This window comes from Pseudomonas sp. NBRC 111133, from assembly GCF_001320605.1.
In the GTDB taxonomy this organism is placed as follows: Bacteria; Pseudomonadota; Gammaproteobacteria; order Pseudomonadales; family Pseudomonadaceae; genus Aquipseudomonas; species Aquipseudomonas monteilii.
In genome coordinates this window covers 126,618-140,041 of the sequence record NZ_BCBJ01000043.1, presented here as the reverse complement: position 1 = coordinate 140,041, position 13,424 = coordinate 126,618, and the positions used below count along the sequence as shown (strand labels likewise).

Sequence of the window (13,424 nt, the reverse complement as noted above, 5' to 3'; positions counted from 1 at the left end):
AAAGCTTAGTGCGGCCCCCGGGCGGGGGCCAATCGAGGCTGGCTATGGTGACTATAGCTTGAGCTGGCCAATGGCCTTGCTGAGTTCGCCGGCCAGGGTCGCCAGTTCGCTGCTGGTGGTGGCCGAGCCCACCGTCTGCTGCACGGTCTGCTCGGTGACATCGCGGATGCTCACCACGGCGCGGTTCATTTCCTCAGCCACCTGGCTTTGTTGCTCGGCGGCCACGGCGATCTGGGTGTTGCTTTCGCGCATCTGCGCCACTGCGCCGGTAATCTCGGCCAGCGCTTCGCCGGCCTCCTGGGCTTGTCGCACGCAGTCGTCGGCTTTGTAAGAGCTTTCCTGCATGAACTCCACCGCATCGCGGGTGCCCGATTGCAGGGCCGAGACCATGGTGGTGATTTCGTCGGTAGAGGTTTGCACGCGCTTGGCCAGGTTGCGCACCTCATCGGCCACCACGGCAAAGCCGCGCCCCAGGTCGCCAGCACGCGCCGCTTCGATGGCAGCGTTGAGCGCCAGCAGGTTGGTTTGCTCGGCGATGCTGTGGATCACGCTGACCACGCCGTTGATCTTCTGGCTGTCGTCGGCCAGCTGGCGAATCATTTCGGCAGTTTGCTGCACGCCGCTGGAAAGCCCGGAAATCGAGTCCTGTACCCGGCTGACCACCTCTTTGCCACTGCCGGCCAAGGTGTCGGCGGTTTGCGACAGGTCGCGGGTGGCGCCGGCATGCTGGGCGATGTGGTGTACCGTCGCCGACATTTCGTTGATGGCGGTGGCGGCCTGGTCGGTTTCGCTTTGCTGGCCGAGCATGCCGTGGCGCACGTCGCTCATGCTGGCGGCCAGGCGTGCGGCGCCGGAGTCCAATTGTGCCGCCGTGTGGGCGACCGTGCTGACGACCCGGTGGTAGGTGGCCTGCATGGCATTGAAGGCCCCGGCCATCTGGCCGACCTCGTCGCCGCAGGCCAGCGGCACGCGGGCAGCCAGGTCACCGGTTTTCTCCACATGCAGCATCACGTCTTTCAAGGTGTTGAGCTGGCTGAGCAGGAAGCGGATCAGCAACTGCGAAGCGCCAAGCATGGCCAGCATCAGGATCAGCACGCACACCGCGTAGTTACTGAAGCGGTCGAAGAACACCTGGCGCAGGCTTGGCGACTGGGCCACCACGGCCACGTGCTGGTCACCGTTGCGCAGCACCTGTGCGCCGCGCAGCGGGTTTTCTCCGAGGACCCAGGCGCCTGGCAGTTCGACCCAGCCTTGGGCGTTGCGCAGGGGGTCGAGCGCCTCACCGGCGAACGTCGGCGTTTGCCCCGCAGGCCAACTGATGACATTGGCAAGGCGGGGCAGTGCTTGCCCAGCCGGCCAGGCGGCTATCAGCTGGGCCTGCGCGGCCGCCTGGGCCTGCGCGGCCTCGGCGCGGGCGCGTTGCTCCAGATGCACGGCGTAGAGCACCAGCAGTAAGGTCGTGACAAAGGCCACCGCGTTGACGGCCCAGAATTTGTACTTCAGGGAAACGTTGCTAAGCCAGGCACCCATGGGCAGGTCTTCTCTGAGTTGAGCGGAAACAATATTGGCAAGGTGCCATCATTGTGCCTGTATCTACTCAGCAAGATGTTGATACATATCAACGGCCCGAACGCAGGGCTCAGGGAAGCTGGAAGAATGCCCGCGCCGTTGCGGTGGTATGGGCAGCCGTATGCTCGGTTGATTCGCCCCGGTGCAAGGCGACCTCACGCAGCACCTCTGGCAAAAACGCCGGCTCGTTGCGCCCGTTCTTCGGCTTGGGCCGAAGGCTGCGTGGCAGTAGGTAGGGGGCGTCGCTTTCCAGCATCAGCCGGCCTTCGGCAATGTTGCCTACCAGCGGGTGCAGATGAGTGCCACGGCGTTCGTCGCAGATCCAGCCGGTAATGCCGATGTGCAGGTCCATGTCCAGGTAGGCGAACAGCGCCTCGCGTTCGCCGGTAAAGCAGTGCACCACCGCGCCGGTCAGGTGGTCGCGGTAATCCTTCAGGATTGCCAGCAAACGCTCGCTGGCATCGCGCTCATGCAGGAACACCGGCAGGCGCAGTTCCGCAGCCAGGGCCAGCTGGGCTTCCAGGGCTTTTTCCTGCAGCGGGCGAGGGGAGAAGTCGCGGTTGAAATCCAGGCCGCATTCGCCCACCGCACGCACGCGCGGCTCATTCAGCAGTTGGCGCAACTGGCGCTCGCTACTGGCATCCCAGGCCTTGGCATCGTGAGGGTGTACGCCTGCCGTGGCGAACAGGTGCGCGCCGCTGTTATCCAGCTGCTGGCACAGCTCCAGTGCCTGCTCGCTGACCGCCAGGCTGGTGCCTGTCAGCACCATTTGCGTTACACCGGCTTCAAGCGCGCGCTCGACAATGGCTGCCTGCTGGTCGTGGAAACTGCTGTTGGTCAGGTTGACGCCGATATCGATCAGTTGCATGGTGCTATCTCGTGCCGCGGGGCGGCCAGCATAGCAAAAACCGCGTTTTTCTGAAAAAACCAAGAACTTCATGCTGTTGCCGTGGTCTTTTACCGTCATTTCTCACTTGGCGGTGCAAGCCATGGATGCCGCCCACCGACCACGGACACGTTTTCGCATGCTGCGATGCTGGCTCACCTTCCTGTTCACGCTCGGGCTGACGATTGGGCTGACCCTGCCCGGTGCCGCCCATGCGCGCGCGCCGGGGCCGCAGCAGAATATCCCGCCTGCCAAGGTGCGCGACCTACAACAGATCCGCTCCAGCCAGGTGCTGCGGGTGTTGGTCAATCAAAGCCGTAATAGCTCAGGCGAGGTCAAGGGTGAGCCGGTCGGTATCGAATACTATCGCCTGCGCGCCCTGGAGCATTACCTCAATGCCCGTGCCGCCGATGGCCAGGAGATTCAACTCAAGCTCATCCCACGCGCCAAGGAACAACTGCTGGGCGCACTGGCTCGCGGCGAGGGTGACCTGGCAGCGCCGGGCGAGCTGCTTGACCCCGGCACCGTGCGCGGCGTCAGCAGCAGTGCGCCAATTCTCGACCAAGTGCCGCTGACGCTGGTGGGGCGCAAGGGCGAGCGAAGCTTCAGCAAGGTCGAACAGCTTTCCGGGCGTACCGTGGCCTTGACCAGTGCCAGTGCCGCCGGGCCGCTGATCCAGCAGGCCAACCAGCAACTGGCCCTGCGCAAACGGCCGCCGATCAAGGTGGAGTGGGTCGACTCAACGCTGGCGGTAGAGGATGTGCTGGAGATGGTGCAGGCGGGCATCTATCACCTGACAGTGGTCGAGCAACCCATTGCCCGGCGCTGGGCGCGGGTGATGCCACGCCTGCGCCTGGACACCCGGGTGCACCTGGGGGCGCCGCAGGCCATGCGTTGGTATGTAGGGCGCGATGCACCGCAATTGCTGGCCACGGTCGACCGTTTCCTGCAGGGCTACCGTGCACCGGACAACCAGGATGCCGCCTTCGAGCGCATCTACCGCCGCCAGTACCGGGTGCACAACCCGTTGGCCAGCAAGGACCGTCAGCGCCTGGCCTCGGTGCGTGCAGTGCTGCAGAAGCATGGCCAGGCGCAGCAGATCGATTGGCTCAACCTGGCCGCGCTGGCCTTCAAGGAGTCCACCCTCAACCCGGCCGCGCGTGGCACTGGCGGTGCCCACGGCTTGATGCAGATAACGCCTTCGGCGGCCCAGCGGGTAGGGGTGAGCAACACCGCCACGGTAGATGGCAATGTACAAGCCAGTGCCCGTTACCTGGCGCTAATCCGCCGCAAGTTCTTTGCCAGCCCCAAGATCAACGAGCGTGAACGCATGGCCTTTGTACTGGCGGCCTACAACCTCGGCCCCGAGCGGGTCCAGGCCATGCGTGCCGAGGCCCGGCGGCGTGGCCTCAATGGCAACCAGTGGTTCTTCCAGACCGAGCGCATTGCCATGGAGCAGGTCGGCATGGGGCCGGTCAACTTCGTCAATAGCGTCAACAAGTACTTCCTGGCGTTCAACCGCGAGCGTGCGGTGCTGGAGCGCGTAGCAAAGCGTTGAGAAATCGATTTTATCGATTGTTATGTTGGGGTTTTTGCGATTTTCATATCTATTGAATTGATTATGATAGCGCCCATCCCAACACAACTTCTCCGCTTCAAGGACGCTTCGACATGAACAACACGACCCTCAACGCCCTGTTCTCCACCCGCGCCGGCGCTGGCCTCAGCGTTATCCGCATCCTGGTTGGCATCATCTTCATGGCGCATGGCGCGCAAAAACTGTTCGGCCTGTTTGGCGGTTATGGCCTGGAAGGTACCGGCCAGTGGATGGAAAGCATCGGCCTGGCGCCGGGTTACCTGATGGCCTTGCTGTCCGGCAGTGCCGAATTCTTCGGCGGCCTGGCCCTGGTGATCGGCCTGCTGGCCCGCCCGGCGGCTCTGGCGCTGACCGTGACCCTGGTGGTGGCGATCTTCTCGGTGCATATCGGCAACGGCCTGTTCATGTCCAATAACGGCTATGAGTTCGCCCTGGCCCTGCTGGCGGGCACTGTCGCCGTCATGATCGAAGGCGCTGGCCGCTTCTCGCTGGACCGCCTGATCGCCCGGTAACCCGCTGCAAGCTTTGAGCTACAAGCCGCAAGCAAGAGCGGGCCAATACTCGGCCTGCTTTTGCTTGCGGCTTGTAGCTTGCAACTTGTGGCTCATCGCTCTAGCATACCGCCTGCGCCGATTTAAACAGCTACTTGCGGGGCGCAGGAAAGCCCCCATCCGGGTTATCCGAAATACCGCTAAAGCGCTGGTTCGGTGACGCCTCCCACCGCTGCCCAGCGGGATTCGCGAGGCGGAGAGAAGCTCCATGAGTTGCCCACGTACCAGTGTCTGTTTAAGCCCATTGCCTGCCAACCAGGCGTCCCGCACACCGCGCATTCTGCTCGGCGGCCAGCATCAGCCCACCCTTTTGCGTCACCTCGAAGGCCTGTCCCGGCGCAAGGGCCAGGCACGCGCGTTTCTGATTCAGTTTGCCGAAACCGGCTGCCGCCTGGCGCAGTACGGCAATGACCGTTTTGACCTGGCCGTCATCCAGGCTCCGGCGCAGGATGAGGCCGCAGACGTTATTGGCCACCTCACCCGTATCGCGCGCCAAGGCCTGATTACCCGCCGTTAAGGAGTGCGCTGTTGAGCACCAACATCATTACCACGGAAGGCCATGAGGCGCTGAAGAAAGAGCTGGACCACCTGTGGCGGGTATATCGCCCGGAGATCACTCAGAAGGTTGCCTGGGCGGCATCCCTGGGGGATCGCAGCGAAAACGCCGACTACCAGTACAACAAGAAGCTGCTGCGCGAAATCGACCGCAGGGTGCGTTATCTGCGAAAGCGTCTTGAAGATGTGAAGGTGGTGGCTTATTCGCCGCAGCAGGAAGGCAAGGTGTTTTTCGGCGCCTGGGTCGAGATCGAGAATGATGATGGCGAGGCCATGAAGTTTCGCATTGTCGGTTATGACGAAATCTACGGGCGCAACGACTACATCTCGATCGATTCGCCCATGGCCCGTGCCTTGTTGAAGAAGGAAGAGGGCGATGAGGTGGTGGTGCATACACCTACCGGTGAAGCGACCTGGTATGTGAGCAGCATCAGCTACGGACAGTGATTATGGGTTGCCTGTACCGGCCTCTTCGCGGGTAACCATCAGCTCTCCCGCAAAACCGCCAGCGGGCTCGCATTCAATGCCCGCCGCGTCCCCAGCACCCCCGCGCCTCCCACCAGCAGCGCCCCCGCCAGCGGCAACACAAGCAGCCAAGGATGCGGGCTCCACTGCAAATCGAAGGCATAGCGATACAGCACCAGGGTAATCAGTTCACAACCCACTGCCGCCAACAGCCCACTGGCCGCACCCAGCAAACCGAACTCGATACGCCGCGCCTTCACCAGCAATGGCCGCGCCGCCCCTAGCGCACGCAGCAAGGCGCCTTGGCGAATGCGTTCGTCCAGCGTTGCCTGCAAGCCGGCGAACAGCACCGCCAGCCCGGCCGCCAGCACGAACAGCAGCACATACTCCACCGCCAGGGTCACCTGGGCGAGGATGCTGCGCAACTGGTCGAGCAAGGCGTCCACCTGCAGGATGGTCACCGCCGGAAATGCCCGCGACAGCGCCACCACATCCAGGTCGTGGCCGGGTGCCAGGTAGAAACTGGTCAGGTAAGTGGTCGGCAACCCCTGCAGCGTGCCGGGCTGGAAGATCATGTAGAAGTTCGGCTGGAAGCTGTCCCAATGCACGCTGCGCAGGCTGCTGACCCGGGCCTGGCGCTGCTGGCCGCCGATGTCGAAGGTCAGCAGGTCGCCGATGTGCAGTTTCAGGCTGGTGGCCAGTTCCGCTTCCACCGAAACACCGGGAATTTCGCTGTCGGCCGGCAAGGCTTGCCACCAACTGCCAGCAGTGAGTTGATTGCCTTCGGGCAGTTCGGCGGCCCAGGTCAGGCTAAGGTCTCGCTGCACGGCGCGTTCACCCGCCGAGTCTTTGCTGACAACTTGCTGCACCGGCTGCTCGTTGATTTGCACCAGGCGCCCGGGCGTAACCGGGTAAAGCGGCGCCGAGGCTGCATTGACCTGGTGCAGGCGTTGCGCGAACGGTTCGCGGTCATCCGGCAGGATGTTCAGGGCGAAATGGTTGGGTGCATCCTTGGGCAGTTGGGCTTGCCAGGTGTCGAGCAGTTCGGCGCGCAGCAGGGCGACCAGGGCCATGGCCAGCAAGATCAGGCCGAAGGCCAGGGCCTGGCCGGCGGCGGCCGTGGGGTGACGCAGCAGCTGGCCCAACCCCAGGCGCCAGGTCAGCGGTGCGCCGGCCAGCAACTGGCGCAGGCTGCGCAAACCGAGCAACAGCAGGCCGCCGAGCAACAATGCGGCGACCAGACCGCCACCGAGCAGGGCGAAGGTGAGCAGCAGGTCAAGGCTCAGCCGCCACATGATCAGGCCCAAGGCAAACAGCGCGGCGCCATACACCAGCCAGCTGCTGGGCGGTATCGGCAGCAGGTCGCGGCGCAGCACCCGCAGCGGGGGCACCTGGCCCAGTGCAGCGATCGGCGGCAGGGCGAAACCGGCCAGTGCCACCAGCCCGGTACCGATGCCGGCCAGGGCGGGTACGATACCTCCAGCAGGCACCACGCTTGGCAACAGCCCCTGCAGCAGGCGGAACAGGCCCAGCTGGGCCAGCCAGCCGAGCAGAGCACCGGCCAGGGCGGCGACCAGGCCGAGCATGGCCAGTTGCAGGCAATACAGTCCCAGTGCCTGACGGCGCGACAGGCCCAGGCAGCGCAGCAGGGCGCTGGCGTCCAGGCGGCGTGCGGCATAGCGGCTGGCCGACAGGGCCACGGCCACGCCCGCCAGCAGTACCGCCACCAGGCTGGCCATGTTCAGGTAGCGTTCGGCCTTGCCCAGTGCGCCGCCGATCTGCTGGTTGCCATCGCGGGTGTCGCGCAGGCGCTGGTTGGCGGCCAGGTCTTTTTCAACGGCCTGGCGGTATTGGGCCAGAGCCTCGGTATCGCCACGCCACAGGTCGCGGTAGGTAACCCGGCTACCCGGCTGAATGACGCCAGTGGCCTCGAGGTCGGCCAGGTTCATCATCACCCGGGGGGTAAGGCTGTAGAAGTTGTTGGCGCGGTCAGGTTCGTAGGTCAGCACGCGGCTCATGCGCAGGGTTTTCATGCCCACGTCGATGCTGTCGCCAATCGCCAGCCCCAAGGCGGCCAGCAGGCGGGGCTCGACCCATGCCTCGCCAGGTGCCGGGCCGCCGCCTGGGGTTTCCTCGGCATAGGGTGCCGCTGCGCTGCGTACTTGCCCACGTAGCGGGTAGGCGCCATCGGCAGCCTTTACACTGGACAGCTGGATGCCACTGTCGCCGCCTACCACGCTGGTGAATTCGACCAGCTGTGCATGGCGCAAGCCAAGTGCCGTGCCGGTATCGATCTGCTGTGCACGGGCCGGGGCGCTGCCCTGCAGCACCAGGTCGGCGCCCAGGAATTCACTGGCGCGCAGCTGCATGGCGCCGTTGAGGCGGGCGCCGAAATAGCCGATGGCGGTGCTGGCCGCCACGGCCACCAGCAGGGCAAAGAACAACACGCGTACTTCGCTGGCGCGAATGTCGCGCAGCAGCTGGCGCAGGGCCAGGCCGCACAGGCGGGACAACGGCATGTGGGTCATCAGGCCTCCACCGGGGCCACCAGGCGCCCCGCGTCCAGGCGGATCTGGCGGCGGCAGCGCCGGGCCAGGCGTTCGTCATGGGTGACGAGCACCAGGGTGGTACCGCGCTCCTTGTTCAGCTCAAACAGTAAATCGCTGATGCGCTCGCCCGTGTGGCTGTCGAGGTTGCCTGTGGGCTCGTCGGCAAACAGCACCGCCGGTTGTGCCGCGAAGGCGCGGGCGATAGCAACCCGCTGCTGCTCACCGCCTGACAGTTGACGGGGCGTGTGGCTCAGGCGCTTGCCGAGGCCGACCCGTTCCAGCAGGGTGCGCGCATGTTCGCGGGCATCCCGGCGGCCGTCCAGCTCCAATGGCAGCATCACGTTTTCCAGGGCGTTGAGGCTGTCGAGCAGCTGGAACGACTGGAACACGAAGCCCACATGTTCGGCGCGCACGCGGGCGCGCTGGTCTTCATCCAGGGGGCCCAGGTCATGGCCGGCAAGGATGACCTGGCCGGCGCTGGGCTGATCGAGGCCGGCAAGCAAACCGAGCAGGGTCGACTTGCCGGAGCCCGAGGCGCCGACGATAGCCAGGCTGTCGCCTTGGGCCAGGTCGAGGGAGAGTGCGTGAAGGATGGTCAGGTCACCTTCCGCGCTGGAGACCACTTTGCTAAGGTTCTGCGCAACGAGAATGCTGGGGCCCATGGAGAATCCGATGCGAGTGTGGTGGTTGAGTGCCGGTCTGGCCCTGTATTGCCTGGCCCAGAGCGCGGCGGCGGGAACACTGCTGGTTGTTGGCGATAGTATCAGCGCCGGTTTTGGCCTGGATAGCCGCCAGGGTTGGGTCTCTTTGTTGCAGACCCGGCTCAAGGACGAAGGTTTCGACGATAAAGTGGTCAACGCCTCGATCAGCGGTGACACCAGTGCAGGTGGCCAGGCGCGGCTACCGGCGCTGCTTGCAGCCCATAAACCGAGCTTGGTGGTGCTGGAGCTGGGCGGTAACGATGGCTTGCGTGGGCAGCCGCCTGCGCAATTGCAACAAAATCTTGCCTCGATGATTGAAAGCGCGCGCCAGGCCGGCGCCAAGGTGGTGCTGCTGGGCATGCGCCTGCCGCCCAATTATGGCGTGCGCTATACCACCGCATTCGCCAAGGTGTATGAACAGCTGGCGGCGGATAAACAGGTGCCATTGGTGCCGTTTTTCCTCGAAGGAATAGGGGGCGTGCCTGAGTTGATGCAGGCCGATGGCATCCACCCGGCCCAGGGTGCCCAGCAGCGTTTGCTGGAAAATGCCTGGCCGGCGATAAAACCCTTGCTCTGACGCTTTAAACGGGGCCGGCTTTCGGCTAATGTTGCGCCCCCCGTTTCGAGTGCCCCCGATGCCGCGCCCTGCCTGGTCCCTGTATGCCTACCAACTGATCGAGCCTGATGAGCAGCTCGACCTGTTCGCCTGCCAGGAAATCCGCGTTCACCTGGTGGCTCGCCAGCTTGAGCTGGGCGTGCCGGTAGACCGCACCTTGTGCGGCGGCCTGCTGCCTGCGCAGCCGCGCTGGTCGGCCGTGCCGCGCGCCATCTACCGTGACAGCCGCCTGTGTGACCTGTGCCGTGCCATCCTCGATGCCCAGCGGCGCGGCATGCGCCCGGTCTGGCCAGAGCTGCAGGCCAGCTGAACGGCAAGCACCTTTCATCATCTGAAACGCTTGCATGGGCGCCAATGCCTCCCGCTTGCATCAAGGCGGGTGTACAATCGTTCCTCTTGACCTATCTTTCGAAGGATTTACCGGATGTTGCCGCGCTTTCCTGCCGTCACCCGTAGCCTGTCCCTGGCCGCCCTGCTGGTAGCGGGCCCCGCTGCTGCGCTGGAATTGCCACTGCCACCGCCCGGTGAAGACATCGTCGGCCAGGTGCATACGATCAAGGCCAAGTACGAGGACACGTTCGCCGATATCGGCACCGCCAACGACCTCGGCTACCTGGAAATGATCGCCGCCAACCCGGGCGTCGACCCGTGGCTGCCGGGCGCCGGTACCGAGATCATCCTGCCGACCCGCTACATCCTGCCGCCGGGCCCGCGTGAAGGTATCGTCATCAACCTGGCCGAGTACCGTCTGTATTACTTCCCGAAAGGTCAGAACGTAGTGCATACCTTCCCGCTGGGTATTGGCCGTGAGGGGTGGGGTTCGCCGATCGCCAACACCAAGATCACCGCCAAGACGCCGAACCCGACCTGGACGCCGCCTGCCTCCATCCGTAAAGAACACGCCGCAGACGGTGACATCCTGCCGGCTGTGGTGCCGGCAGGTCCGGATAACCCGCTGGGGCCGTTCAAGTTCACCTTGGGCGTACCGGGCTACCTGATCCATGGGTCGAACAAGAAGTTCGGCATCGGCATGCGTACCAGCCACGGTTGCTTCCGCATGCTCAACAACAACGTGTTGGAACTGTCGAAGATGGTGCCGGTCGGTACGCCGGTACGCATCATCAACGAGCCCTACAAGTTTGGTATCAGTGGCGGCAAGGTCTATCTGGAGGCGCACACGCCGCTGGACGACCAGGGTAACCCGTCGGTGGTCGACAAACACACTGCGGTTATCAACGCTTTGCTCAAGCGGGAAGACCTGGCCAACAACCTGCGCATGAACTGGGACATGGTGCGTGACGTGGTGGCTGCAGAAGATGGCATGCCGGTAGAAATTGCCGTGCCGGTGCAAAACCAGGGCAATGCGCCGATGGTGACGAGCATACCGCCCGAACTGCAGTAAGGTATTCGCGACACACCCGGGCCCGCCTTAGTGCGGGCCTTTTCGTATCTGCGTGACGCGTTTGCCTTGTTTGCAGGCAATAAAAAAGCCGACCCACAAGTGGGTCGGCTCCATAACAATCCGTGAGGATTATTACTTGCGGCTGGCTTTGTCCAGCATACGCAGGGCGCGCTCGTTGGCTTCGTCAGCGGTCTGCTGAGCCTTCTGAGCGGCTGCCAGTGCATCGTCAGCCTTACGGTAGGCTTCGTCAGCACGAGCTTGAGCGCGAGCTGCTGCGTCTTCAGTCGCAGTCAGACGAGCTTCGGTTTCTTTGGATACGCTGCTGCAACCGGTAGCCAGAACTGCGGCCAGAGCCAGAGCAGAGAATTTCAGAACGTTGTTCATCGTGTTCCCCTTCAAGGACTTTCTATTAAATAGCCATCTCTCAGGAAAAGAGAAACTGGCCGGCGTACATAGTACCCATTACTTGTAGTAAGTAAACTGACTGAGCGCAAGAACTGCAAAAAAAATGTTGCTTGACGCCGTGCCGACAAGATTTGCGACGCGTGTGTGAAAAAAACGTGCAGGGCTCGCAAGCGGTTGTACTACAGGAACTTTTTTGTTGAACTAAGGGTGACTTTAACTGTCCTTCGACGTCTTAAGCCCTACAACATCCGGTGGCTGTTGAACGTGCAGGGAAGAGTCGCTTTCCGGGCATTTTCGCCATTTTTAGCCGCTACCACCTTGAGCAATCCCGTTTACGGCGCCTACTATCTTGTGAGTGCCAGAGAATCCGAACGATTGCAATCGTCCAGAGGTCGAAGGGGCAACAGGTGGCATAGAGGATTCTGTGCCGGATAAACCACCATCGGTGAAGGTATGGGTCTGCCGAGAAGACCTGCGAGGAGTAGTGATGAGCGAAGCGCTGACCATCCACCATGACCAGGCCGGTCATCAGTTCGAGACCAACGTGGACGGTCATCGTGCCTATCTGACGTACATGGATCTGGGCAAGCAGACGCTGGACATCTATCGCACCTTCGTGCCGAACGCCTTGCGGGGCCGCGGGATTGCCGCCGCGTTGACCGAGCAGGCCTTGGCGTACGCCGAACAGATGGGCTACACGGTCATTCCGTCCTGCTCGTATGTGGAACGCTACATGGAGCGTCAGCAGCGGCATTCCAGCAAGGCCTGAGCTGCCGAAAGGCAGCAGATACAAAAACGCCGGGCAATGCCCGGCGTTTTGTTTATTGCAATGCTCAGCCGCGCTTACGCTGCGGTAGCACGTCCTTCAGCTTGGTACGCATGCTGCGCAGGGTTTTCTCGGTAGCCGACCAGTCGATGCAGGCATCGGTGATCGAGACGCCATACTGCAGCTCTTCCAGGTTTTTCGGGATCGATTGGCAGCCCCAGTTCAGATGGCTCTCGACCATCAGGCCGATGATCGACTGGTTGCCTTCGAGGATCTGGTTGGCAACGTTCTCCATCACCAGCGGTTGCAGGGCCGGGTCCTTGTTGGAGTTGGCGTGGCTGCAATCGACCATGATGTTGGCCTTGATCCTGGCTTTGGCCAGGTCCTGCTCGCACAGGGCGACGCTGACCGAGTCGTAGTTCGGCTTGCCGTTGCCGCCGCGCAGTACCACGTGGCCGTAAGGGTTACCCTTGGTGGTGACGATCGACACGCCGCCTTCCTGGTTGATGCCAAGGAAGCGGTGTGGTTTGGACACCGACTGCAGGGCGTTGATGGCAACGGTCAGGCCGCCGTCGGTGCCGTTCTTGAAGCCGACCGCCGAAGACAGGCCCGAGGCCATCTCGCGGTGGGTTTGCGATTCGGTGGTGCGGGCACCGATGGCCGACCAGCTGATCAGGTCTTGCAGGTATTGCGGCGAAATCGGGTCGAGCGCCTCGGTGGCGGTCGGCAGGCCCATCTCGGCCAGGTCCAGCAGCAGCTGACGGCCAATGTGCAGGCCGTCCTGGATCTTGAACGAGTCATCCAGGTACGGGTCGTTGATCAGGCCTTTCCAGCCCACGGTGGTGCGTGGCTTTTCGAAGTACACGCGCATGACCAGGTACAGCGTATCGGACACTTCTTCGGCCAGCACCTTCAGGCGCTCGGCGTACTCGTGGGCGGCCTTGATGTCGTGGATGGAGCAAGGGCCGACCACGACGAACAGGCGATGGTCCTTGCCGTCGAGAATATTGCGCACCACTTCACGGCCGGCAGTCACGGTCTGCAGGGCCTTGGCGCTGAGGGGGATTTCCTTCTTGAGCTGATCGGGGGTGATCAGGGTCTCGTTGGAGGCAACGTTCAAGTCATCGATCGGTAAATCAGCCATCGTGTTACTCGTCAGGTCACGGGTGCCGGCCGCCAGCTATCCCCGTGCGGCCCAGCAGCAAGAATATTCGCAGCGGGGAGCCGAACCTTAGCGCGTTACAGGTGGCGCGACAATGGGCTTGGCCCAGTCATTGTGGGGTTTTTCCCTGATCAAGTGCGTTGAGCGCGAATGGGCTGCCCAGCGCTGCGTAACCTGTGTAAAAAGAGGGCTGACTTTAT

Annotated in this window: 14 protein-coding genes; 8 read left to right on the top strand and 6 right to left on the bottom strand. The window is 63.1% G+C overall.

The window, feature by feature from the left end; genetic code table 11:
- Positions 1-51: 51 nt before the first annotated feature.
- Positions 52-1,530: a methyl-accepting chemotaxis protein gene (locus APH36_RS09200; protein WP_060498375.1), complete on the bottom strand. Its 1,479-nt coding sequence runs from the start codon at positions 1,528-1,530 to the stop codon at positions 52-54.
- Between the two features lie 109 nt (positions 1,531-1,639).
- On the bottom strand, positions 1,640-2,437 hold the full coding sequence (locus tag APH36_RS09195) for a TatD family hydrolase (RefSeq protein ID WP_060498374.1): 798 nt from the start codon (positions 2,435-2,437) through the stop codon (positions 1,640-1,642).
- Positions 2,438-2,594: 157 nt separating this feature from the next.
- Between APH36_RS09195 and APH36_RS09190 the strand changes: the two genes are divergently transcribed.
- From APH36_RS09190 to greB, 4 genes are all read left to right on the top strand, one after another.
- On the top strand, positions 2,595-4,013 hold the full coding sequence (locus tag APH36_RS09190; RefSeq protein WP_060498373.1) for a transglycosylase SLT domain-containing protein: 1,419 nt from the start codon (positions 2,595-2,597) through the stop codon (positions 4,011-4,013).
- A gap of 113 nt (positions 4,014-4,126) precedes the next feature.
- A complete protein-coding gene (locus APH36_RS09185) occupies positions 4,127-4,564 on the top strand; it encodes a DoxX family protein (RefSeq protein WP_019097176.1) in 438 nt (145 codons plus the stop codon).
- Positions 4,565-4,811: 247 nt separating this feature from the next.
- Positions 4,812-5,120, top strand: a complete 309-nt coding sequence (locus APH36_RS09180; protein WP_060498372.1) for a hypothetical protein — start codon at positions 4,812-4,814, stop codon at positions 5,118-5,120.
- Between the two features lie 11 nt (positions 5,121-5,131).
- Positions 5,132-5,605 (top strand): transcription elongation factor GreB, encoded by a 474-nt coding sequence (gene greB, locus APH36_RS09175; RefSeq protein ID WP_060498371.1) that lies wholly within the window; start codon positions 5,132-5,134, stop codon positions 5,603-5,605.
- A 38-nt stretch (positions 5,606-5,643) separates the two neighbouring features.
- On the opposite strand, the gene APH36_RS09170 is transcribed toward greB, so the two are convergent.
- Together APH36_RS09170 and APH36_RS09165 are read right to left on the bottom strand one after the other, a co-directional pair.
- The gene (locus tag APH36_RS09170; protein ID WP_060498370.1) at positions 5,644-8,151 is read right to left on the bottom strand and encodes an ABC transporter permease; all 2,508 of its coding nucleotides are present in this window, start codon (positions 8,149-8,151) and stop codon (positions 5,644-5,646) included.
- A complete protein-coding gene (locus APH36_RS09165; RefSeq protein ID WP_060498369.1) occupies positions 8,151-8,834 on the bottom strand; it encodes an ABC transporter ATP-binding protein in 684 nt (227 codons plus the stop codon). The genes APH36_RS09170 and APH36_RS09165 overlap by 1 nt, the downstream gene beginning before the upstream one ends.
- A 10-nt stretch (positions 8,835-8,844) precedes the next feature.
- On the opposite strand from APH36_RS09165, the gene APH36_RS09160 reads away from it, so the two are divergent.
- The 3 genes from APH36_RS09160 to APH36_RS09150 all read left to right on the top strand — a co-directional run bounded on the left by APH36_RS09160 (position 8,845) and on the right by APH36_RS09150 (position 10,891).
- Positions 8,845-9,450 (top strand): arylesterase, encoded by a 606-nt coding sequence (locus APH36_RS09160; RefSeq protein ID WP_060498368.1) that lies wholly within the window; start codon positions 8,845-8,847, stop codon positions 9,448-9,450.
- A gap of 58 nt (positions 9,451-9,508) precedes the next feature.
- A complete protein-coding gene (locus tag APH36_RS09155; RefSeq protein ID WP_016714754.1) occupies positions 9,509-9,799 on the top strand; it encodes a hypothetical protein in 291 nt (96 codons plus the stop codon).
- A 114-nt stretch (positions 9,800-9,913) separates the two neighbouring features.
- Positions 9,914-10,891: a L,D-transpeptidase family protein gene (locus tag APH36_RS09150; protein ID WP_060498367.1), complete on the top strand. Its 978-nt coding sequence runs from the start codon at positions 9,914-9,916 to the stop codon at positions 10,889-10,891.
- A gap of 132 nt (positions 10,892-11,023) precedes the next feature.
- Here the strand turns inward: APH36_RS09150 and oprI are convergent, their stop codons facing one another.
- Positions 11,024-11,275, bottom strand: a complete 252-nt coding sequence (oprI, locus tag APH36_RS09145) for an outer membrane lipoprotei OprI (protein WP_003259780.1) — start codon at positions 11,273-11,275, stop codon at positions 11,024-11,026.
- Between the two features lie 508 nt (positions 11,276-11,783).
- Between oprI and APH36_RS09140 the strand changes: the two genes are divergently transcribed.
- On the top strand, positions 11,784-12,065 hold the full coding sequence (locus APH36_RS09140) for a GNAT family N-acetyltransferase (protein ID WP_016714752.1): 282 nt from the start codon (positions 11,784-11,786) through the stop codon (positions 12,063-12,065).
- 64 nt (positions 12,066-12,129) lie between these two features.
- Here the strand turns inward: APH36_RS09140 and APH36_RS09135 are convergent, their stop codons facing one another.
- Positions 12,130-13,206, bottom strand: a complete 1,077-nt coding sequence (locus APH36_RS09135; protein WP_019097589.1) for a 3-deoxy-7-phosphoheptulonate synthase — start codon at positions 13,204-13,206, stop codon at positions 12,130-12,132.
- Between the last annotated feature and the right edge of the window lie 218 nt (positions 13,207-13,424).

Coding starts and splice junctions, on each gene's coding strand:
- APH36_RS09200 (WP_060498375.1), bottom strand. CDS start 1,530: ATGGGTGCCTGGCTTAGCAACGTTTCCCTGAAGTACAAATTCTGGGCC.
- APH36_RS09195 (WP_060498374.1), bottom strand. CDS start 2,437: ATGCAACTGATCGATATCGGCGTCAACCTGACCAACAGCAGTTTCCAC.
- APH36_RS09190 (WP_060498373.1), top strand. CDS start 2,595: ATGCTGCGATGCTGGCTCACCTTCCTGTTCACGCTCGGGCTGACGATT.
- APH36_RS09185 (WP_019097176.1), top strand. CDS start 4,127: ATGAACAACACGACCCTCAACGCCCTGTTCTCCACCCGCGCCGGCGCT.
- APH36_RS09180 (WP_060498372.1), top strand. CDS start 4,812: ATGAGTTGCCCACGTACCAGTGTCTGTTTAAGCCCATTGCCTGCCAAC.
- APH36_RS09170 (WP_060498370.1), bottom strand. CDS start 8,151: ATGACCCACATGCCGTTGTCCCGCCTGTGCGGCCTGGCCCTGCGCCAG.
- APH36_RS09165 (WP_060498369.1), bottom strand. CDS start 8,834: ATGGGCCCCAGCATTCTCGTTGCGCAGAACCTTAGCAAAGTGGTCTCC.
- APH36_RS09160 (WP_060498368.1), top strand. CDS start 8,845: ATGCGAGTGTGGTGGTTGAGTGCCGGTCTGGCCCTGTATTGCCTGGCC.
- APH36_RS09155 (WP_016714754.1), top strand. CDS start 9,509: ATGCCGCGCCCTGCCTGGTCCCTGTATGCCTACCAACTGATCGAGCCT.
- APH36_RS09150 (WP_060498367.1), top strand. CDS start 9,914: ATGTTGCCGCGCTTTCCTGCCGTCACCCGTAGCCTGTCCCTGGCCGCC.
- oprI (WP_003259780.1), bottom strand. CDS start 11,275: ATGAACAACGTTCTGAAATTCTCTGCTCTGGCTCTGGCCGCAGTTCTG.
- APH36_RS09140 (WP_016714752.1), top strand. CDS start 11,784: ATGAGCGAAGCGCTGACCATCCACCATGACCAGGCCGGTCATCAGTTC.
- APH36_RS09135 (WP_019097589.1), bottom strand. CDS start 13,206: ATGGCTGATTTACCGATCGATGACTTGAACGTTGCCTCCAACGAGACC.